The sequence below is a fragment of the Pseudomonas sp. Irchel 3H3 genome (assembly GCF_900187635.1).
Taxonomy (GTDB): Bacteria; Pseudomonadota; Gammaproteobacteria; order Pseudomonadales; family Pseudomonadaceae; genus Aquipseudomonas.
Map to the genome: position 1 here is coordinate 577455 of NZ_FYEC01000001.1, position 19101 is coordinate 596555.

The 19101-nt window shown below is 61.5% G+C and carries 21 protein-coding genes; 11 read left to right on the top strand and 10 right to left on the bottom strand.

What is annotated here, in order from left to right; all coding sequences use genetic code 11:
- The first annotated feature begins 330 nt into the window (after positions 1 to 330).
- The 4 genes from coxB (at position 331) to CKW24_RS02725 (ending at position 4648) form a co-directional block, all read left to right on the top strand.
- Positions 331 to 1458, top strand: a complete 1128-nt coding sequence (gene coxB / locus CKW24_RS02710; protein ID WP_095165122.1) for a cytochrome c oxidase subunit II — start codon at positions 331 to 333, stop codon at positions 1456 to 1458.
- A gap of 82 nt (positions 1459 to 1540) precedes the next feature.
- Positions 1541 to 3133 carry a cytochrome c oxidase subunit I gene (ctaD, locus tag CKW24_RS02715; protein WP_095165123.1) on the top strand — a complete coding sequence of 531 codons (1593 nt, stop codon included), beginning with the start codon at positions 1541 to 1543 and terminating at the stop codon, positions 3131 to 3133.
- 36 nt (positions 3134 to 3169) lie between these two features.
- Positions 3170 to 3727, top strand: a complete 558-nt coding sequence (locus CKW24_RS02720) for a cytochrome c oxidase assembly protein (RefSeq protein WP_095165124.1) — start codon at positions 3170 to 3172, stop codon at positions 3725 to 3727.
- 33 nt (positions 3728 to 3760) lie between these two features.
- Positions 3761 to 4648 (top strand): cytochrome c oxidase subunit 3, encoded by an 888-nt coding sequence (locus CKW24_RS02725; RefSeq protein WP_095165125.1) that lies wholly within the window; start codon positions 3761 to 3763, stop codon positions 4646 to 4648.
- A gap of 6 nt (positions 4649 to 4654) precedes the next feature.
- Here the strand turns inward: CKW24_RS02725 and CKW24_RS02730 are convergent, their stop codons facing one another.
- On the bottom strand, positions 4655 to 4858 hold the full coding sequence (locus CKW24_RS02730) for a twin transmembrane helix small protein (RefSeq protein ID WP_095165127.1): 204 nt from the start codon (positions 4856 to 4858) through the stop codon (positions 4655 to 4657).
- Positions 4859 to 4928: 70 nt separating this feature from the next.
- Here CKW24_RS02730 and CKW24_RS02735 point away from each other — a divergent pair, with 70 nt between their 5' ends.
- From CKW24_RS02735 to CKW24_RS02755, 5 genes are read left to right on the top strand one after another with little or no spacing between them, the layout of a single operon-like run.
- Positions 4929 to 5669: an SURF1 family protein gene (locus CKW24_RS02735; RefSeq protein WP_095165128.1), complete on the top strand. Its 741-nt coding sequence runs from the start codon at positions 4929 to 4931 to the stop codon at positions 5667 to 5669.
- A complete protein-coding gene (locus CKW24_RS02740; RefSeq protein ID WP_095165205.1) occupies positions 5635 to 6228 on the top strand; it encodes a hypothetical protein in 594 nt (197 codons plus the stop codon). The genes CKW24_RS02735 and CKW24_RS02740 overlap by 35 nt, the downstream gene beginning before the upstream one ends.
- A 10-nt stretch (positions 6229 to 6238) precedes the next feature.
- Positions 6239 to 7318 carry a heme A synthase gene (locus tag CKW24_RS02745; protein ID WP_095165130.1) on the top strand — a complete coding sequence of 360 codons (1080 nt, stop codon included), beginning with the start codon at positions 6239 to 6241 and terminating at the stop codon, positions 7316 to 7318.
- A complete protein-coding gene (gene cyoE, locus CKW24_RS02750) occupies positions 7306 to 8205 on the top strand; it encodes a heme o synthase (protein WP_095165132.1) in 900 nt (299 codons plus the stop codon). The genes CKW24_RS02745 and cyoE overlap by 13 nt, the downstream gene beginning before the upstream one ends.
- A complete protein-coding gene (locus tag CKW24_RS02755; protein ID WP_095165133.1) occupies positions 8202 to 8837 on the top strand; it encodes an SCO family protein in 636 nt (211 codons plus the stop codon). The genes cyoE and CKW24_RS02755 overlap by 4 nt, the downstream gene beginning before the upstream one ends.
- 88 nt (positions 8838 to 8925) lie before the next feature.
- Here the strand turns inward: CKW24_RS02755 and CKW24_RS02760 are convergent, their stop codons facing one another.
- From CKW24_RS02760 to CKW24_RS02770, 3 genes are all read right to left on the bottom strand, one after another.
- Positions 8926 to 9699: a MetQ/NlpA family ABC transporter substrate-binding protein gene (locus tag CKW24_RS02760; RefSeq protein WP_095165134.1), complete on the bottom strand. Its 774-nt coding sequence runs from the start codon at positions 9697 to 9699 to the stop codon at positions 8926 to 8928.
- A 62-nt stretch (positions 9700 to 9761) separates the two neighbouring features.
- Positions 9762 to 10436 carry a methionine ABC transporter permease gene (locus tag CKW24_RS02765; protein WP_095165135.1) on the bottom strand — a complete coding sequence of 225 codons (675 nt, stop codon included), beginning with the start codon at positions 10434 to 10436 and terminating at the stop codon, positions 9762 to 9764.
- Complete coding sequence (locus CKW24_RS02770) at positions 10436 to 11443, bottom strand: methionine ABC transporter ATP-binding protein (RefSeq protein ID WP_095165136.1); 1008 nt, start codon at positions 11441 to 11443, stop codon at positions 10436 to 10438. The genes CKW24_RS02765 and CKW24_RS02770 overlap by 1 nt, the downstream gene beginning before the upstream one ends.
- Before the next feature lie 198 nt (positions 11444 to 11641).
- Between CKW24_RS02770 and katE the strand changes: the two genes are divergently transcribed.
- Positions 11642 to 13846 (top strand): catalase HPII, encoded by a 2205-nt coding sequence (katE, locus tag CKW24_RS02775; RefSeq protein WP_256585379.1) that lies wholly within the window; start codon positions 11642 to 11644, stop codon positions 13844 to 13846.
- Between the two features lie 57 nt (positions 13847 to 13903).
- Here the strand turns inward: katE and CKW24_RS02780 are convergent, their stop codons facing one another.
- The 4 genes from CKW24_RS02780 to zur are packed head-to-tail and all read right to left on the bottom strand — an operon-like array spanning position 13904 to position 16700.
- Positions 13904 to 14614 carry a PA5502 family lipoprotein gene (locus CKW24_RS02780; RefSeq protein ID WP_095165139.1) on the bottom strand — a complete coding sequence of 237 codons (711 nt, stop codon included), beginning with the start codon at positions 14612 to 14614 and terminating at the stop codon, positions 13904 to 13906.
- Between the two features lie 37 nt (positions 14615 to 14651).
- Entirely contained in the window at positions 14652 to 15440 is a 789-nt protein-coding gene (znuB, locus tag CKW24_RS02785) for a zinc ABC transporter permease subunit ZnuB (RefSeq protein WP_095165140.1), read from the bottom strand.
- Positions 15433 to 16218: a zinc ABC transporter ATP-binding protein ZnuC gene (gene znuC, locus CKW24_RS02790; protein ID WP_095165141.1), complete on the bottom strand. Its 786-nt coding sequence runs from the start codon at positions 16216 to 16218 to the stop codon at positions 15433 to 15435. Before znuC ends, znuB begins: the two co-directional genes overlap by 8 nt.
- Entirely contained in the window at positions 16218 to 16700 is a 483-nt protein-coding gene (gene zur / locus CKW24_RS02795; protein ID WP_095165142.1) for a zinc uptake transcriptional repressor Zur, read from the bottom strand. Before zur ends, znuC begins: the two co-directional genes overlap by 1 nt.
- Positions 16701 to 16757: 57 nt before the next feature.
- Between zur and CKW24_RS02800 the strand changes: the two genes are divergently transcribed.
- On the top strand, positions 16758 to 17687 hold the full coding sequence (locus tag CKW24_RS02800; protein WP_095165143.1) for a zinc ABC transporter substrate-binding protein ZnuA: 930 nt from the start codon (positions 16758 to 16760) through the stop codon (positions 17685 to 17687).
- A gap of 54 nt (positions 17688 to 17741) precedes the next feature.
- On the opposite strand, the gene CKW24_RS02805 is transcribed toward CKW24_RS02800, so the two are convergent.
- Complete coding sequence (locus CKW24_RS02805) at positions 17742 to 18692, bottom strand: homoserine kinase (RefSeq protein WP_095165144.1); 951 nt, start codon at positions 18690 to 18692, stop codon at positions 17742 to 17744.
- A 60-nt stretch (positions 18693 to 18752) separates the two neighbouring features.
- Positions 18753 to 19043 carry a DUF2782 domain-containing protein gene (locus CKW24_RS02810; protein ID WP_095165145.1) on the bottom strand — a complete coding sequence of 97 codons (291 nt, stop codon included), beginning with the start codon at positions 19041 to 19043 and terminating at the stop codon, positions 18753 to 18755.
- Positions 19044 to 19101: the final 58 nt, after the last annotated feature.

The following is a 19101-nucleotide window of genomic DNA, read 5'->3' on the forward strand; positions in this document are numbered from 1 at the left end:
AAGTTAGCTTGCTTATGAAAACCGTTAAGACGTATTTGTCATAATTGTTTCACCTTTGATGCATCCAAGTTATATCGATTTGCCATCACCTGGTCACATCCTTCTCCATCCGCAGCCTGCGGCGCAAGCCCCAGGTGTTTCAGTTGATTTACGCCATCGCGTTGCGAGGTCCCACTCGCTGTCTATACTCGGTTCTGTATGAAGTTAGCTGATGACGCCCGACTGCATGTGCAGCAAGGCTTGGCGGTTTAAGTTCGTAGTCTAGGCAGCCGCTCCCTTGGACGCAGGTGAAAGCCGGCGGGATAACAAGAACGATAAGGGGAACCCGCAATGATGCGACATCCACAAGTCTGGATGGGCCTCCTGTTGTGGTCGATTTTCAGCCAGGCGCAAGCCGCCTGGACTGTGAATATGGCGCCTGGGGCTACTGAAATCAGTCACGCAGTCTTCGACCTGCACATGACCATTTTCTGGATCTGTGTAGTGATCGGCATCATCGTCTTCGGTGCGATGTTTTGGTCGATGATCATGCATCGGCGCTCCACCGGGCAGGTGGCCGCCAAATTCCATGAAAGTACGACGGTCGAGATCCTCTGGACCGTGGTGCCCTTCATCATCCTTGTCGCCATGGCTGTTCCGGCGACCGCCACCCTGATCAAGATGTACGACAGCAGTGAGCCGGATATCGATATCCAGGTCACCGGCTATCAGTGGAAGTGGCACTACAAATACCTGGGCCAGGACGTCGAGTTCTTCAGCAACCTGGCCACCCCGCAAGAGCAGATCCGCAACCAGAGCGCCAAGGGCGAACACTACCTGCTGGAGGTCGATCAGCCATTGGTGCTGCCGATCGGTGCCAAGGTGCGCTTTCTGGTGACCTCCGCCGATGTCATTCACTCCTGGTGGGTGCCGGCCTTTGCGGTCAAGCGCGATGCGATCCCCGGCTTCGTCAACGAGGCCTGGACCCGGGTCGACAAGCCTGGGATCTACCGTGGCCAGTGCGCCGAACTGTGCGGCAAGGACCACGGCTTCATGCCCATTGTGGTCGACGTCAAAAGCCAGGCCGATTACGACACCTGGCTGGCCGAGCGCAAGGCCGAAGCGGCCAAGCTCAAAGAGCTGACCAGCAAGGAATGGACGCTGGAGGAGCTCAAGGAGCGCGGCGACAAGGTCTATCACACCACCTGCGTGGCCTGTCACCAGGCTGAAGGCCAGGGCTTGCCGCCAATGTTCCCGGCGCTCAAGGGCTCGAAAATTGCCACCGGCCCCATAGCGGATCACTTGGGCATTGTCTTCCACGGCAAGCCAGGCACCGCCATGGCGGCGTTCGGCAAGCAACTGTCGGAAGTCGATATCGCTGCCGTGGTGACCTACGAGCGCAATGCCTGGGGCAACAACAAGGGCGACATGGTCACGCCAAAAGACGTGCTGGCCCTCAAGCAGGAGGAAAGCAAATGAGGCGGTCGATTGCATGTTCCCGTGAGTGCTTGGGGCGTGATGCCTCGAGCCGCCCAGTCCATCCGTCTACAGGAGTCAGGACATGAGTGCAGTGATCGATGACCATGGTCATGCCGGCCATGACCACGCCCATGGCCCTGCCAAGGGCCTGATGCGCTGGGTGCTGACCACCAACCACAAGGACATCGGCACGCTGTACCTGTGGTTCAGCTTCATGATGTTCCTGCTCGGTGGCTCGTTTGCCATGGTGATCCGTGCCGAGCTGTTCCAGCCCGGGCTGCAGATCGTCGAGCCGGCGTTCTTCAATCAGATGACCACCATGCATGGCCTGGTCATGGTCTTCGGCGCGGTGATGCCGGCGTTTGTCGGCCTGGCCAACTGGATGATCCCGCTGATGATCGGCGCGCCGGACATGGCCCTGCCGCGGATGAACAACTTCAGTTTCTGGCTGCTGCCGGCAGCGTTCCTGATGCTGGTCTCGACCTTGTTCATGCCTGGTGGCGGACCGAACTTCGGCTGGACCTTCTACGCGCCCCTGTCCACGACCTACGCCCCGGAAAGCGTGACCTTTTTCATCTTCGCGATTCACCTGATGGGTATCAGTTCGATCATGGGGGCGATCAACGTGATCGCCACCATCCTCAATCTGCGCGCCCCCGGCATGACCCTGATGAAAATGCCATTGTTCGTCTGGACCTGGCTGATCACCGCCTTCCTGCTGATCGCAGTGATGCCGGTGCTGGCCGGTTGCGTGACCATGATGCTGATGGACATCCACTTCGGCACCAGCTTCTTCAGTGCCGCCGGTGGTGGTGACCCGGTGCTGTTCCAGCATGTGTTCTGGTTCTTTGGTCACCCCGAGGTGTACATCATGATCCTGCCGGCCTTCGGTGCCGTCAGCTCGATCATCCCGACCTTTTCGCGCAAACCGTTGTTTGGCTACACCTCGATGGTCTACGCGACAGCGAGCATCGCCTTCCTGTCGTTCATCGTCTGGGCGCACCACATGTTCGTGGTGGGCATCCCGCTGGTGGGCGAGCTGTTCTTCATGTACGCCACCCTGCTGATCGCGGTACCCACCGGGGTCAAGGTGTTCAACTGGGCCAGTACCATGTGGCAGGGCTCGCTGACGTTCGAGACGCCCATGCTGTTTGCCGTGGCGTTCGTGATCCTGTTCTCGATCGGCGGTTTCTCCGGATTGATGCTGGCCATCGCGCCGGCGGACTTCCAGTACCAGGACACCTACTTCGTGGTGGCGCACTTCCACTACGTGCTGGTGCCGGGGGCAATCTTCGGGATCTTCGCGTCCGCCTACTACTGGATGCCCAAGTGGACCGGGCACATGTATGACGAGACCCTGGGCAAGCTGCATTTCTGGTTGTCCTTCATCGGCATGAACATGGCGTTTTTCCCGATGCACTTCGTCGGGCTGGCGGGCATGCCCCGCCGGATCCCCGACTACAACCTGCAGTTTGCCGATTTCAACATGGTGTCTTCGATTGGCGCCTTCATGTTTGGCGCCACGCAGATATTCTTCCTGTTCATCGTGATCAAGACCATTCGCGGCGGCGAGCCAGCACCGGCCAAGCCATGGGATGGCGCCGAAGGCCTGGAGTGGAGCATTCCCTCGCCCGCGCCGTATCACACCTTCACCACCCCGCCGGAAGTGAAATGAACGCCCCGGCAGGGTTCTCGGCGGAGGTCGTGAATCATGGCTGATTCGATCTCCACGAAAAAACTGGTTACCCGCTTATTGCTGGTGGTGGCGGCGATGTTTGTCTTCGGGTTTGCCCTGGTGCCGATCTATGACGTGATGTGCAAGGCGCTGGGAATCAATGGCAAGACTGGCGGGCAGTATTCCGGCGAGCAGCAGGTGGACGAGTCGCGCCAGGTGCGCGTGCAGTTCCTGTCCACCAATGCGATCGACATGGTCTGGGAGTTTTATCCCAAGTCCGATGACATCGTGGTCCACCCCGGTGCGGTGAACGAGATGATTTTCATCGCCCGCAACCCCAGCAGCCACCCGATGAGCGCCCAGGCGGTGCCGAGCATTTCACCTAGCGCGGCGGCGATGTATTTCCACAAGACCGAATGCTTCTGTTTTACCCAGCAAGTGCTGCAGCCCGGTCAGCAGATCGAGATGCCGGTACGTTTCATCGTTGATCGCGATATGCCCAAGGATGTGAAGCACTTGACGCTGGCTTACACGCTGTTCGATATCACCGCGCGTCATCCACCCGTGGCCGTTGCACAAAAGACCGGTGGCTAGACGTTCAAGCGTGCCCGATAAGGAGAACAATAAATGGCAACTCATGAGCATTATTACGTTCCCGCCCAAAGCAAATGGCCGATCATCGCCACCGTCGGCATGTTCGTCACGGTGTTTGGCCTGGCTACCTGGTTCAACGACCTGAAGGCGGCGCGCCCGGATTCCCACGGCCCGCTGATCTTTTTCGTCGGGGGGTTACTGCTGGCCTACATGCTGTTTGGCTGGTTTGGCGCGGTGATCAAGGAAAGTCGTGCGGGGCTGTACAGCGCCCAGCTGGATCGCTCGTTCCGCTGGGGCATGAGCTGGTTCATCTTCTCCGAGGTGATGTTCTTCATCGCGTTTTTCGGTGCGCTGTTCTACGTGCGGCATATCTCGGGGCCGGCGCTGGGCGGTGAAGGGGCCAAGGGCATTGCGCACATGCTCTGGCCGAACTTCCAGTTCGTCTGGCCGTTGCTGGAAAACCCGGACTCCAAGCTGTTCCCGCCACCCAAGGACGTCATCAGTCCCTGGGGCCTGCCGCTGCTCAATACGGTGATCCTGGTCAGCTCCAGCGTCACCGTGACCATCGCCCACCATGCCCTGAAAAAAGGCCATCGCGGGGCGCTGAAAATCTGGCTGGCGCTGACCGTACTGCTGGGCTGCGCCTTTCTCGGCTTCCAGGCCGAGGAATACATCCACGCCTACCACGAACTGGGCCTGACCCTGGGCTCGGGCATCTACGGCGCAACCTTCTTCATGCTCACCGGATTCCACGGCGCCCACGTAACCATCGGCACCCTGATTCTGTTCGTGATGCTGATGCGGGTGTTGCGCGGGCACTTCGATGCCGAGCACCAGTTCGGCTTCGAAGCCGCGAGCTGGTACTGGCATTTTGTGGACGTGGTCTGGATCGGCCTGTTTGTTTTTGTCTACGTACTCTGAGGCGCACTACCAGGGGGCATGAGACACCAGTTGGCCACTGAAGAAGCCCCAAGCGATCAGGCCAACGGTAAGTGCGGCAAGGCCGACACGAATGCTCAAGGCGATGACCAGGCGATGTGAGCTGCTGTCGTCCTTGACCAGAAAAAACAGGCCGCTGAACAGGCTGACGACCGTGGCAATCAGCATCAGGACGATGGCTGCTTTGAGCATGGTGGGACTCCGGGGGAAATGCGATGCACTTGAGTATAGCTAGCTCGCCCGCTGACTTTCTGGCGCTGCCATGAAGCGTTTCCGGCCGGGCCTCGTGCCGACGCTGGTGGTGGCACTGTTGCTGCCGCTACTGGTGTCGCTGGGGTTCTGGCAACTGAGTCGGGGCGCGGAAAAAAGCGCGCTGCTGCACAGCTACGCTGAGCGTCGGGTCGCCGAGCCGATGGCCAGCGCCGAGCTGCAGCACACCGAGGATCCAGCCTTTCGCCGAGTGCGTCTGCATGGCCAGTTCGATGCCGGGCACAGTCTGCTGCTCGATAACCGGCAGCGCGATGGCAAGGTTGGTGTCGAGTTGCTGCAACCGTTCCAGGATCAGGCGACGGGACTCTGGCTGCTGGTCAATCGTGGCTGGCTGCCATGGCCGGACCGGCGCGCACCACCGCAATTCACCACGCCGCAGGCGGTGCAGAGCCTCGACGCCTGGGTGTATGTCGCTCCGGGCGCGACCTTCCAGCTGCACGCCGACCCGAAGTCCGCGACCTGGCCACAACTGGTCACCGCAGTCGAGCCGGGCAAACTTTGGGCGACGCTGGGTCGTGAAGGTTTCGCCTACGAATTACGCACCGAAAGCGGCCCGGCGGCCTACCAGGCTGATTGGCCGGTGGTGGCCATGGGGCCGGAAAAACACCTGGCTTATGCCGTGCAGTGGTTCGCCATGGCGATCGCCCTGCTGGGCCTTTATCTCTATCTCGGTTGGCACAACGCAAAGGAGAAACACCATGGGAGCGGCCATGAATCCACCCAGCATGTCTGAGGCGAAATCCTCATCGAGTCGGCGCAAGGGGCGCGTGCAGTTGCTGCTTATCCTGTTGGGGGTGATCGGTCCGATGGTCCTCGCCACCGGCATGTACAAATTGCAGTTCTGGGTGCCGGAGGGTCGCAGTTACCACGGTGAACTGATCGGCAACGGACAGACCCGCGCCGATCTCGGCGTGCAGGCCCAGGACGACCGCTGGCAGGTGCTGGTGACGGCGCCCAAGGCGTGTTCGGTGGACTGCCAGCAACTGGTGTATCTGGCGCGCCAGATCCAGATCGGCCTCGGCCGCGATGCTTCCCGCGCCAGCCATGCATTGGCTGCCGCACAACCTTTGAGCGGCGACTACGAAGCCAAGCTGACCCGCGAATACCCGCAGCTACAGCGCTATCCCATGGACCTGACCACGTTCAGTAAAACCACCGGGGATCAGGCTGCACCGCAGCTGTGGATCATCGATCCCCACGGCAACCTGGTGCTGCGTTATGGCCCCACTGTCAAAGGCAAGGACCTGCTCAACGACCTGCGCCATCTGCTGAAACTGTCGAACATCGGATAAGGGCATCGTCATGGCCAAACCTGGATTTCGCCTCGCGCTGTTTGCCACCTTGCTGGCACTGATTGTCGTGTTGCTGGGTGCCTACACCCGGCTGACCCACGCTGGCCTGGGCTGCCCGGACTGGCCGGGGTGCTACGGCTTTATCAGCGTGCCGAAAAGCGAAGCCCAACTGGCCCATGCCGAGCTGCATTTTCCCGACACCCCGGTGGAAGCCCACAAGGGCTGGAACGAGATGATCCACCGCTACTTCGCCGGCACCCTGGGCCTGCTGATCGCGCTGTTGGCGGCGCGCGCCTGGACCCATCGCCGGCATCCCGACCAACCCTTGAAGCTGCCGTTGTTCCTGCTGGTAGTGGTGTTTGCCCAGGCCGCCTTCGGCATGTGGACGGTGACGCTCAAGCTCTGGCCACAGGTGGTGACCGGGCATCTGCTCGGCGGGTTTGCCACCTTGAGCCTGCTGTTTCTGTTGACCTTGCGCTTGTCCGGGGTGCTGCCGGCATTGATTGTGCCGCGTCGCCTGCAGTACTGGGCAACGGCCGGCTTGTTGCTGGTGATCGGACAGATCGCCCTGGGAGGCTGGGTCAGCTCCAATTATGCGGCGGTGGCGTGCATTGACTTCCCGACCTGCCATGGCCAGTGGTTGCCGCCGGCGGATTTTGCCAACGGTTTTCACCTGACCCAACACATTGGCCCCAATTACCTGGGTGGACAGCTGGACAGCGATGCACGCACGGCCATCCACCTGACCCACCGTGTCGGCGCCTTGCTGGTGACCTTGGTGTTGCTCGGCCTGGCCTGGCAACTGAAGGGGGTCGGCATGACCCGCCTCGCCGGCCTGGTGCTGGTGGCCCTGGCAGCGCAAATCAGCCTGGGTATCAGCAACGTGCTGTTCCATTTGCCCCTGCCGGTCGCCGTGGCCCACAACGCGGGTGGCGCGGCATTGTTGCTATGTCTGGTGCTGGTCAACTATCACGCCCGCACCAGCCTGGTCCGGGTCAAGCAGCCGGCGCTGCGACGCTGGCGCTTCAGCCCCCGTAAACATGCGGCCGGACCCATAACAATAAAAGGAGAAATGCCATGGCGACTCTGATCGGCGAACGGCCCAGCCAGGCGATTTGGCGCGATTACCTGGAGCTGACCAAGCCCAAGGTGGTGGTGTTGATGCTGATCACCTCGCTGGTCGGCATGTTCCTCGCCACCCGCGCGGGCGTACCCTGGACCGTGCTGGTGTTCGGCAACCTGGGCATTGCCCTGTGTGCCGGAGGGGCGGCGGCGGTCAATCATGTGGTGGATCGGCGGATCGACGCGGTCATGGCCCGCACCCATAAGCGGCCGCTGGCGGAAGGCCGGGTGTCACCCGCTGCCGCGCTGACCTTCGCCCTGGTGCTGGCGCTGAGTGGCCAGGCGTTGTTGCTGGCGTTCACCAATCCGTTGACGGCCTGGCTGACCCTCGCATCCTTGCTGGGTTATGCGGTGATCTACACCGGCTTCCTCAAGCGTGCGACGCCGCAGAACATTGTCATCGGCGGCCTGGCCGGTGCCGCCCCACCCTTGCTCGGCTGGGTCGCCACCACCGGGCACGTCAGCGCAGAGCCCCTGCTGCTGGTGCTGATCATCTTCGCCTGGACCCCGCCGCACTTCTGGGCGCTGGCGATCCACCGCAAGGAGGAATACGCCAAGGCCGATATCCCGATGTTGCCGGTAACCCACGGCGAGCACTACACCAAGGTCCACATCCTGCTCTACACCTGCGTGCTGTTGGCGGTGAGCCTGATGCCGTACGTGATCCACATGAGCGGCCTGCTGTACCTGGCCTGTGCGCTGGGGCTGGGCGCGAGGTTTCTGCAATGGGCCGTGGTGCTGTACCGTGGCACTCGGCCGCACGCGGCGATCAACACCTTCAAGTACTCTATTTACTACTTGTTCCTGCTGTTTATCGCCCTGCTCGTAGACCATTACCTAATGTTGAACCTATGACTCGAACCCAGAAAACTGTCTTCATCCTTGTTGCCCTGATCGCACTGGTCCTGGGGCTGACCATCAACAAGGTACTGTCTGGCAAAGGCCAGGGTGACCCGACTGCGCTGATCGACGCCGGGATCATCCTGCTGCCGCAAAGCCGCACCTTGCCGGCCCTGCAGATGACCAACCAGGATGGCCAGCCGGTGATGGTCAATGAGTTGAAAGGCAAGTGGAGCCTGCTGTTCTTCGGCTATACCTTCTGCCCGGACATCTGCCCGACCACCCTGGCCCAGTTGCGCCAGATCAAGAGCGAGCTGCCGGCCGATGCGGTCGACAAGTTGCAGATCATCCTGGTCAGCGTCGACCCTCATCGCGATACTCCCCAGCAGCTCAAGCAGTACCTGGGCTACTTCGATCCGCAATTCATCGGCCTGACCCCGACTTCGGTCGAGGAGCTGCAAAAAGTCGCCAACGCGGTGAGCATCCCGTTCATCCCGGCGGACACCAGCAAGCCCAACTACACCGTCGACCACAGCGGCAACCTTGCCGTCATCGGCCCGGACGGCACCCAGCGTGGCTTCATCCGCGCGCCGCTGAACAACGCGAAGCTGGTGGCGCAGCTGCCGGTGATGCTCAGCCGGCAATGACACCCGCCCCCACAAGGGCTGGTGTTTTGGGCACAAAAAAGGGGCGCAATCAATGCGCCCCTTTTGTTTTGCCGCGTATTCCGTCAGATCAGAACGCCGGCAGTACCGCGCCTTTGTACTTCTCCAGGATGAAGGCTTTCACTTCTGGAGTGTGCAGGGCCGCTACCAGCTTTTTCATGGCATCGCTGTTCTTGTCGTCTTCACGCGCTACCAGGATGTTCACGTAAGGCGAGTCCTTGCCTTCGATGGTCAGCGCGTCCTTGGACGGGTCCAGCTTGGCTTCCAGGGCGTAGTTGGTGTTGATCAGTGCCAGGTCGACCTGGGTCAGCACGCGCGGGATGGTCGCCGCTTCCAGCTCACGGAATTTCAGGCCCTTGCTGTTCTCGGCGATATCCTTGACGGTCGACAGGATGTTGGTCGAGTCCTTGAGCTTGATCAGGCCGGCCTTGTCCAGCAGCAGCAGCGCGCGGCCGCCGTTGGTGGCGTCGTTCGGGATCACCACGGTGGCGCCGCCAGGCAGGTCGGCCAGGGCCTTGAACTTGCTGGAGTAAGCGCCCAGCGGCTCGATGTGCACGCCCGCCACGCTCACCAGGTGAGTACCCTTGGCCTTGTTGAACTCATTGAGGTACGGCTGGTGCTGGAAGAAGTTGGCGTCCAGGCGTTTTTCCGCAACCTGTACGTTGGGTTGCACGTAGTCGGTGAAGACCTTGACCTTCAAGTCCACGCCTTCCTTGGCCAGGGCCGGCTTCACGAACTCAAGGATTTCCGCATGCGGCACCGGGCTGGCGGCCACGGTCAGGGTTTCGGCGGCTTGGGCAGAGAACGCGGCAACGGCGGCGAACGCGACGAGTAGTTTTTTCATCCGGCAAACTCCTTGTGAAGCGCCCTTTCGGGCGCCTGCCAGCATGATGCCGGCGATTGCATTTATTTTCGGGAAAAGTGCACCACCAGCTTATCGCCGACGGTTTGCAGTACCTGGACCAGCACCAGCAGCAACACCACGGTCACTACCATCACGTCCGTCTGGAAGCGCTGGTAACCGAAGCGGATCGCCAGGTCACCCAGGCCACCGGCGCCGACCACACCGGCCATCGCCGTGTAGGACACCAGTGTGATGGCGGTCACCGTGATTGCAGCAAAGATGCCTGGGCGCGCTTCCGGCAGCAAGGCATTGGTGATGATCTGGCGGGTGCTGGCGCCCATCGCCTGGGTGGCTTCGATGATGCCGCGATCAACTTCACGCAGGGCGGTTTCCACCAGGCGCGCAAAGAATGGCGTAGCCCCTACCACCAGCGGCGGGATCGCACCGCCGACACCCAGCGAAGTGCCGGTAATCAATACGGTGAACGGGATCATCACAATCAGCAGAATGATGAACGGCAGCGAGCGCAGGATGTTGACGATCAGCGACAGCAGCGCGTAGACGCCCTTGGCCTCGAGCAACTGGCGCGGGCTGCACAGGAACAACAGCACGCCCAGGGGCAGGCCCAGCAAGACGGTGAACAGCAGCGAGCCACCAAGCATCAGCAGGGTGTCGCCGGTGGCCAGCCAGATTTCATACCAGTCGATATTGGCGAAGAAACTTGTCAGCAGTTCCATTAGCGCAGCACCTCCATGTGGACATCGGCTGCGGTGAAGTGGGCAAAGGCCGCTTCCATGTCACCGCCAGTGATGGCCAGGGTCAGTTGCCCGTAAGGGACGTCTTTGATGCGGTCGATGCGGCCGGCGAGGATGCTGTAGTCCACCCCCGTTTCGCGGGCCACAGTGCCCAGCAGAGGCGCGTAGGTGGCATCGCCCTGGAAGGTCAGGCGCACGATACGGCCCGGTACGTGGGCGAAGTCATCGCGTTGTTCGCTTTCATCGACTTGCTCGTCTTCCTGGACGAAGCGCTTGGTGGTCGGGTGCTTGGGGTGCAGGAATACCTGGGCCACCGGACCTTGCTCGACGATCACGCCTGCGTCCATCACGGCCACCTGGTCGCAGACCCGGCGAATCACGTCCATTTCATGAGTGATCAGCACGATGGTCAGTTTCAGCTCGCGGTTGATCTCGGCCAGCAGTTGCAGGACCGACGCCGTGGTTTGCGGGTCCAGGGCACTGGTGGCTTCGTCGCACAGCAGGATCTTCGGCTTGGTTGCCAGGGCGCGGGCGATGCCTACGCGCTGCTTCTGGCCACCTGACAGCTGCGCCGGGTATTTCTTGGCATGGTCGGACAGGCCCACCCGGGCCAGCAACTCGGCCACGCGCCGGTCGATGTCGGCGCGCGACAGTTCACCGGCGAGCGTCAGCGGCAGCGCCACGTTGTCGGCCACGGTCTTGGAGGCCAGCAGGTTGAAGTGCTGGAAGATCATCCCGACTTGCTGGCGGAAACGGCGCAGCGCATTGGCGTCCAGCGCAGTGACTTCCTCGCCATCGACGATGATCTTGCCGCCGCTGGAGTCTTCCAGGCGGTTGATCAGGCGCAGCAGGGTACTTTTTCCTGCGCCGGAATGGCCGATCAGGCCAAACACCTGGCCGTTCTCAATCGTCAGACTGGTCGGGTGCAGGGCAGGAATATCCCTACCGGCAACGCGGTAGGTTTTATGGACGTTTTGAAACTCGATCACGTAGCGAACCTTGTGGGGCGCGTTAGAAAAGGATCAGCGGTTAGCCGGGCGCGCATTTTAGCCTGTCCGTATAGAGGTTCTTAGCATTTATTTCGTATTCATCCTTTCATTTGGCAATAACGCGATCAAAGGTCATAAAAAAGGAACGGCCCCACTCCACGTCAGTCACTACTTCAGCACTGAAAAACACCCGGGACCGTGCCTGGGGACTTAGCTCATGGATCTCGCCGTACGCGCGAATCCCCATCGAGGAGTTCAGCACTGATGAGTACCAAAAAACCTGACGCCGGCAAGAGCCAACTGGCCGGCACCGATACCCCGGACCGCGCCAACAGCAACGCCAAGCTGCAAAGCCTGGAAACCTTTCGTTCGGACGCCAGCGAACAAGCGTTGCGCACCAATCAGGGGGTAAAGGTCGCCGATAACCAGAATAGCTTGAAGGCTGGCGCGCGCGGGCCTTCGCTGCTCGAAGACTTCATAATGCGGGAAAAGATCACCCATTTTGACCATGAGCGGATTCCCGAGCGCATCGTGCATGCCCGGGGCACCGGGGCGCATGGCTTCTTTCAGAGTTACGAGAACCACGCCGAGTTGACCAAGGCCGGTTTCCTACAGGACCCCGGGCATAAAACACCGGTGTTCGTGCGGTTTTCCACGGTACAAGGCCCGCGTGGCTCCGGTGATACCGTGCGAGATGTGCGTGGGTTCGCCGTGAAGTTCTTCACCGAGCAAGGCAACTTCGACCTGGTTGGCAACAACATGCCGGTATTTTTCATCCAGGATGCCATCAAGTTTCCTGACTTCGTCCACGCCGTAAAACCCGAACCCCACAATGAAATACCTACCGGTGGTTCGGCGCACGATACGTTCTGGGATTTTGTGTCACTGCAGCCAGAGTCGGCGCACATGGTGATCTGGGCCATGTCCGATCGGGCGATTCCCAAAAGCCTGCGTAGCATGCAGGGCTTTGGTGTCCACACCTTCCGCTTGATCAATGCGGCCGGTAAGTCGCGTTTTGTAAAGTTCCACTGGCGCCCTACTGCAGGCACCTGCTCGCTGGTGTGGGATGAAGCCCAGAAGCTTGCGGGCAAAGATACCGACTATCATCGCCGCGACCTGTGGGACGCGATCGAGATGGGCGACTATCCCGAGTGGGAGCTGGGGGTTCAAGTCATCGAGGAGGAAAACGAGCATGCCTTCGATTTCGACATCCTCGACCCCACCAAGTTGATTCCCGAGGAGTTGGTGCCGATCACTCCGCTGGGCAAAATGGTGCTCAACCGTAACCCGGACAACTTTTTCGCCGAAACCGAGCAGGTGGCGTTCTGTCCTGGGCATATCGTGCCGGGGATCGATTTCTCCAATGACCCGCTGCTGCAAGGCCGGCTATTTTCCTACACCGACACGCAGATCAGCCGACTCGGCGGACCGAATTTTCACGAGATACCCATCAATCGCCCTATCGCGCCGTTCCACAACGGCCAACGTGATGCGTTGCACCGCACCACCATCGATAAGGGGCGCGCAGCCTATGAGCCGAACTCCATCGATGGCGGCTGGCCGAAAGAAACCCCTCCGGCGGCCGTTGATGGCGGCTTCGAGAGCTATCCCGAGCGCATCGACGCCAACAAGATCCGCCAGCGCAGCGAATCCTTCAGTGATCACTTCTCCCAGGCGCGGCTGTTCTTCCACAGCATGAGCAAGCACGAGCAGGAGCACATCATCGCGGCCTACAGCTTCGAGCTGGGCAAGGTCGAGCGTGAATTCATCCGGGCGCGGCAGGTCAATGAAATCCTTGCCAACATCGACCTGGATCTGGCCGGGCGTGTAGCGCAGAACCTCGGCCTGCCGGCACCCAAGGCGGGCACCGTGCAAGTGCGCAAAACCGTGCTGGAGCGCTCTCCTGCGCTCAGTCAGGCCAATTTGCTGCCGGAAAACATCAAGACCCGCAAAGTCGCGATCCTGGCGGCCAACGGCGTCGATGGCGCGGCGATCAATGCCATGAAAAAAGCCCTGGAGACAGAAGGCGCACATGCCAAGCTGTTGGGGCCGACGTCGGCGCCAGTGAAAACCGCAGATGGTAAAAGCCTGCCGGTGGATGGGTCCATGGAAGGGTTGCCGTCGGTGGCTTTCGATGCGGTGTTCGTGCCGGGTGGCGCTGCGTCAATCAAGGCGTTGAGTACCGATGGCGTGGCGCTGCACTACCTGTTGGAGGCGTACAAGCACCTCAAGGCGATCGCGCTGCAGGGCGAGGCCAAACAATTGCTCGATGTGTTGAAGCTGCAAGCCGATGCCGGGCTGTTGGTGGGCGCGGGTGCCACGTTGACCAAGGGGTTCTTTGCCGCGATCGGGCAGCATCGGGTGTGGGATCGTGAGGCGAAGGCCAAGGCGGTGCCGGCGTAGGCAAAAAGAGCGCTTTCGCTGGCGCCCGCTTTGTGGCTCGCCAGCGAACAGCGCTTATCAATCCTTGCGCGGTGCCAAGACCATTTGCGCCGGAATGTGGCGCAGGATCTGCCGCTCGATCTTCAGGTCAAAATCGGGGTCGAGTTTCTTTACCCGCTTGCTCAGCAAGGTCGCCAGCCACGGGTAATCCTGGGTGCGGGGTGCCTGGATGCTGACGTCACACAGGTAATTCACTACATCGGCGGCAATCGCATCCAGTTGGCGCCGAAGTTGCCGACTATCGGTGATGTTCAGTGCCACGGTGGTACTTTCGGCGGTCGGGTCGATGACCTTGGCCTGGGGTTTGGCAGCGGCAGCCAAGAGGGCGGCCTCGGCTTTTTCCAGCTCGGCTTTACGGGCCTCGGTGATGGCACCGTTGACGCCGCCGGTCAGTGCCGGCGCCTTGGGCATCAGCACCCGTGCGCGGCTAAGGGCAGTGGCTGCGGCGTTGACGTCACCTTTTTGCAGGACGATCTGGCTGCGCTGCAAATAGGCTTCGGCCAGTTGGCGCTGGTATTGCTCCAGGGACTGGTCGTTGGGCGATTGCGCCTGCAGGGTCGCCAGTTGATCTTCGGCGGTGGCCAGCTCATTGCTGGCCAGGCTTTGCTCCAGCTGGGCGATGGCCGTCGCCCGCGCGTCCGGGATCTCGGGCGCTGGCGGTGTGCTTTGGCAGGCGCCCAGCAGCAAAAATGCAGCAAGGAGCAGATAACGGGAGGCGAACGGCTTCATTCCTGCGACTCTCTGATTGCGCAAAAAACGAGCAAGTCTACACCCCTCGGCGGGGCAGGACAAAACTCAGCAGAAACAGCGCGGCGGCAACGACCACAATCGAGGGGCCGGCCGGCGTGTCCTTGAACCACGACAGCGCCAGGCCACCGCAGACCGCGAGTATACCCAGCAAGCTTGCACCCAAGGCCATTTGCTCGGGCGAGCGAGCGTGGCGTTGTGCCGCAGCCGCCGGAATGATCAGCAATGAGGTGATCAGCAACACCCCGACGATTTTCATCGCCACCGCGATCACGACCGCAATCAACAGCATCAAGGTCAGGCGCAGCGCCGCCACGGGCAGGCCTTCGACCATGGCCAGCTCTTCGTGCACGGTAATGGCCAGCAATGGCCGCCACAGCGCCACCAGCAACAGCAGGACAGCCGTACTGCCGCCGAGGATCCAGGCCAGGTCGCCGGGGCTGATCGCCAGCAGGTCGCCGAACAGATAGGCCATCAGGTCGATCCGCACTTCATGCATGAAGCTTAGTACCACCAGGCCCAGAGAGAGGGTGCTGGGTGCAAGAATCCCTAGCAGGGTGTCTGAGGCCAGTGGTTGACGCTGTTGCAGGGTCACCAGCAGCACGGCCAGCAACAGGCAGCCGACGGTGACGGCGATGGTCGGGCTGACATCCAGCAAGAAGCCCAGGGCCACGCCAAGCAAGGCCGCGTGGGACAGGGTGTCGCCAAAATAGGCCATGCGCCGCCAGACCACGAACGATCCCAGAGGGCCAGCCACGACGGCCAGGGCCAGGCCTGCGAGCAGGGCATACAACAGAAAATCAGCCATGCTTGCAGCCATCTCCGTGAACGTGGGTTTGAGCGGCGGGCGCCGCGCTGACGACCGAGCCGTGCAGGTCGTGGGCATGATCGTGATGGTGGTGATAGATCGCCAGGCTTTGCGCGTTCTTGCCGAACAGCTCGACAAAGGCCGGGTCGCCGCTGACCTGCTCCGGGTGGCCGGAGCAGCAGACATGGCGATTGAGGCAGACCACCTGGTCGGTGGTGCTCATCACCAGGTGCAGGTCGTGGGAGACCATCAGCACGCCGCAGCCGTGACGGTCGCGCAGGCGGGTGATCAAGCTGTACAGCTCGGCCTGCCCGGCGACATCGACACCCTGGACCGGCTCGTCGAGCACCAGTAGTTGCGGCTCGCGCAGCAGCGCCCGGGCCAGCAGCACGCGCTGCATTTCACCGCCGGAGACGCTCTGCACCGGGCTGTCGATCACCTGTTCGGCACCGACTTCCTTGAGTGCGGCCAGGGCTCGTGCCCGGTCCACGCCGGGCACCAGGCGCAAAAAGCGCAGTACCGACAGCGGCAGGGTGGGGTCGACGTGGAGTTTTTGCGGCATGTAGCCGACCCGCAGCTTCGGCTTGCGCCACACACTGCCGCTGTCGGGCTTGAGCAGGCCGAGCACGGCGCGCACCAGGGTAGTTTTGCCGGCACCGTTGGGGCCGATCAGGGTGACGATCTGCCCTGGCTCGACGCTGAGCTGGATGTTGTCCAGTACGTTTTGCCCGGCAAAGGTCACCGTCACCTGTTCCAGGCGAATCAACGCAGTGCTCATCAAGCCCCCTGGCAGCCCGAACAGAGCCCGACCACTTCGACCGTCTGGCCTTCGACCACAAAGCCAACTTCGCCGGCGCTGTGGATGATGCTGTCGCTGATGGTTTTCTGTTCCAGCTCGATAGCCGCGTGGCATTCCCGGCAGATCAGGAACTGGCCCTGGTGGGCGTGCCCTGGGTGGTTGCAGCCAACGAAGGCGTTGAGCGACGAGATGCGATGCACCAGGCCGTTGTCCAGCAGGAAGTCCAGGGCGCGGTACACGGTGGGCGGCGCGGCGCGACGGCCGTCCTGCTCACTGAGCACTGCCAGGATGTCGTAGGCGCCCAGCGGCTTGTGGCTCTGCCACACCAGCTCCAGCACCCGACGGCGCAATGCAGTCAGGCGCAAGCCTTGGCGTGCGCAGATCGCATCAGCCTCGGACAGCGCGGTGTGCACGCAATGGGAGTGGTCGTGGGGACGACTGGCAAGCGGTGTTTTAGGCATGAGCGGCGACGAATTTTGTGAGAGACGTTATTATATTACCCGTTCTCGCCTCTTTGAGTGGTCATCGTGTCCAGACTTTTTGCCATCCTTGTCACATTTGCTGCCAGTTTCTTCACGATCAACGCCGCTCACGCCGAAGTCAGGGTCCTGACCAGTATCAAGCCGGTACAGCTGATAGCTGCTGCGGTGCAGGACGGCCTCGGTGTGCCGGAAGTCCTGTTGCCGCCGGGCGCTTCACCCCATAACTACGCCTTGCGACCTTCCGACGTACGGCGCGTGCAGTCGGCAGACCTGCTGTACTGGATCGGCCCCGACATGGAAGGTTTCCTGCCCCGAGTCCTCAAGGGGCGCAACTTGCCATCGGTGGCCCTGCAGGGGCTGCCGGGCCTGAAGCTGCGCCATTTTGCCGAGGACAATCACTCCCACGCCGAAGAGGCCGACGAGCACGATCACGATCATCGCCCCGGCAGTCTCGATGCCCATCTGTGGCTATCGCCGGCGAATGCGCGGGTGATTGCGGCGAAAATCGCTACTGACCTGAGCGCTACCGATCCGGCCAATGCTCCGCGTTATCAAAGCAACCTGAAGGCTTTCGATGAGCGTCTCGATGCGCTGGACCTGCGTTTGAAAGCACGCCTGGCGGTGGTCGAAGGCAAGCCTTACTTCGTGTTCCACGAAGCGTTCGACTATTTCGAAGAGGCCTACGGTCTCAAGCATGCGGGTGTGTTCAGCGTGGCCGCCGAAGTGCAGCCGGGTGCCCAGCATGTGGCGGCGATGCGTGCGCGCCTGCAGACCGTCGGCAAGACCTGCGTGTTCAGCGAACCGCCACTGCGCCCTCGTCTAGCGGAGACCCTGGTGGCCGGTTTGCCGGTGAAGCTGGCCGAGCTGGATGCGCTCGGCGGCTATACGCCAGCAACTGCCCAGGGTTATGAGCAGGTGTTGGATAAGCTGGGCAATGACCTGGCAGGGTGTCTGGAGTCGCTGTAAGCGCCGAGATATGTGGTGGTCCTATCGCGGGCGAGCCCTGCTCCCGCGAAGCTTTTAAAGCGCGAACGGCAACGGCGTACTGACCTGCTGGCGCTGGGCCAGACGCTGCTCGAATTCCATCGGATCGTGAATCAGCACGTCTTGCCCGGCAAAGGATTCGGCAGCGATCAGGCGTGACAGCCAGAACCGCACGCAGGCCACGCGCAGCAGGGTCGGCCACAGTTCGGCCTCGGCAGCGCTGAACGGGCGCAGCGCCGCGTAGGCCCCGAGCAGGGCCCGTGCGCGTGGGCCGTCGATCAGGCCATCGTCGTCCGAGCACCAGTCGTTCAGGGCGATGGCCACGTCATAGAGCATCGGGCCGGAACAGGCGTTGTAGAAGTCGATCAGCCCGGTCAGGTGAGTGCCTTCGAACATCGCATTGTCGCGGAACAGGTCGGCGTGGATGTTGGCCCGTGGCAGGGCGAGAATCTTCACCTTCTGCTCGTTGATCTCGTCCAGGGCGCGTTGCAGCAGTTGGCGCGACTCGTCGCCCAAGTGCGAGAGCAACTGCGTGCCTTCATCGAGCATCCAGTCCAGGCCGCGATCGGTCTTGCGCTTGATCATCTGGTCCTTGGTCGCCAGGTGCAGGTGCGCCAGCAACTCGCCGACTTGCGCGCAGTGCTGCGCGTTGGCCACCTTGATGTGCTTGCCCGCCAGCCGCGGCTGCAACAGCGCAGGTTTGCCGGCCAGCTCGCGCAAGGCGACGCCGTCGGTGGTGCGCAGGGCGTAGGGCACCGGCAGGTTGGCGTTGTGCAGGACGTCCAGCAGTTCGATGAAGAACGGCATTTCCTGCACTGGGCCGCGCTCGACCAGGGTCAGGACGAACTCGCCCTGTTCCAGGCTGATGAAAAAATTGGTGTTTTCGCTACCAGCGGCAATCCCCTGGAAATCAAGCAGGCGGCCAAGCCCATAAGGGGCGAGAAAGGTTTCCAGCTCGGGCCGAGCCAGGGGGGTGAACACAGACATGGTTAAAAACTGCTCAGTTCGGGCGCGGCGATCAAGCCAGCGCCGATTAAAGTTAAGAAACTACTTCCACTCAAAGATCTTCCACGCCGGGATCAGCATATCGGGCTGATCCGAGCGAATAAAGTTGGCATCCGTACCGTCCGAGCGCACCAGGAAGTACGGCTTGCCACCCTTGGGGGTGACCTTGATCGCATACAGGAAACCGTTCTGGCGGTACTCCTGGATGGTCTTGTCGCCTTCGGTACGGATGGTGACTTCCGGATCCGCAGTCGGTGCATCGTCCGCCGCCATGGCAGCCAATGGAATGAAGCTAAACAAGCCAGCCAGCAACAGGCGATTGAGTGTGCGCATGATAACCTTGTCCCTTTGTCGTCAACGGTCCCGCTATTCTAGCGCCGGACCCGCCGAA

Coding starts and splice junctions, on each gene's coding strand:
- CKW24_RS02765 (WP_095165135.1), bottom strand. CDS start 10,436: ATGGAACTGCTGACAAGTTTCTTCGCCAATATCGACTGGTATGAAATC.
- CKW24_RS02735 (WP_095165128.1), top strand. CDS start 4,929: ATGAAGCGTTTCCGGCCGGGCCTCGTGCCGACGCTGGTGGTGGCACTG.
- CKW24_RS02725 (WP_095165125.1), top strand. CDS start 3,761: ATGGCAACTCATGAGCATTATTACGTTCCCGCCCAAAGCAAATGGCCG.
- cyoE (WP_095165132.1), top strand. CDS start 7,306: ATGGCGACTCTGATCGGCGAACGGCCCAGCCAGGCGATTTGGCGCGAT.
- ctaD (WP_095165123.1), top strand. CDS start 1,541: ATGAGTGCAGTGATCGATGACCATGGTCATGCCGGCCATGACCACGCC.
- znuB (WP_095165140.1), bottom strand. CDS start 15,440: ATGGCTGATTTTCTGTTGTATGCCCTGCTCGCAGGCCTGGCCCTGGCC.
- CKW24_RS02810 (WP_095165145.1), bottom strand. CDS start 19,043: ATGCGCACACTCAATCGCCTGTTGCTGGCTGGCTTGTTTAGCTTCATT.
- CKW24_RS02805 (WP_095165144.1), bottom strand. CDS start 18,692: ATGTCTGTGTTCACCCCCCTGGCTCGGCCCGAGCTGGAAACCTTTCTC.
- zur (WP_095165142.1), bottom strand. CDS start 16,700: ATGCCTAAAACACCGCTTGCCAGTCGTCCCCACGACCACTCCCATTGC.
- CKW24_RS02740 (WP_095165205.1), top strand. CDS start 5,635: ATGGGAGCGGCCATGAATCCACCCAGCATGTCTGAGGCGAAATCCTCA.
- CKW24_RS02780 (WP_095165139.1), bottom strand. CDS start 14,614: ATGAAGCCGTTCGCCTCCCGTTATCTGCTCCTTGCTGCATTTTTGCTG.
- coxB (WP_095165122.1), top strand. CDS start 331: ATGATGCGACATCCACAAGTCTGGATGGGCCTCCTGTTGTGGTCGATT.
- CKW24_RS02760 (WP_095165134.1), bottom strand. CDS start 9,699: ATGAAAAAACTACTCGTCGCGTTCGCCGCCGTTGCCGCGTTCTCTGCC.
- CKW24_RS02730 (WP_095165127.1), bottom strand. CDS start 4,858: ATGCTCAAAGCAGCCATCGTCCTGATGCTGATTGCCACGGTCGTCAGC.
- CKW24_RS02755 (WP_095165133.1), top strand. CDS start 8,202: ATGACTCGAACCCAGAAAACTGTCTTCATCCTTGTTGCCCTGATCGCA.
- znuC (WP_095165141.1), bottom strand. CDS start 16,218: ATGAGCACTGCGTTGATTCGCCTGGAACAGGTGACGGTGACCTTTGCC.
- CKW24_RS02720 (WP_095165124.1), top strand. CDS start 3,170: ATGGCTGATTCGATCTCCACGAAAAAACTGGTTACCCGCTTATTGCTG.
- CKW24_RS02745 (WP_095165130.1), top strand. CDS start 6,239: ATGGCCAAACCTGGATTTCGCCTCGCGCTGTTTGCCACCTTGCTGGCA.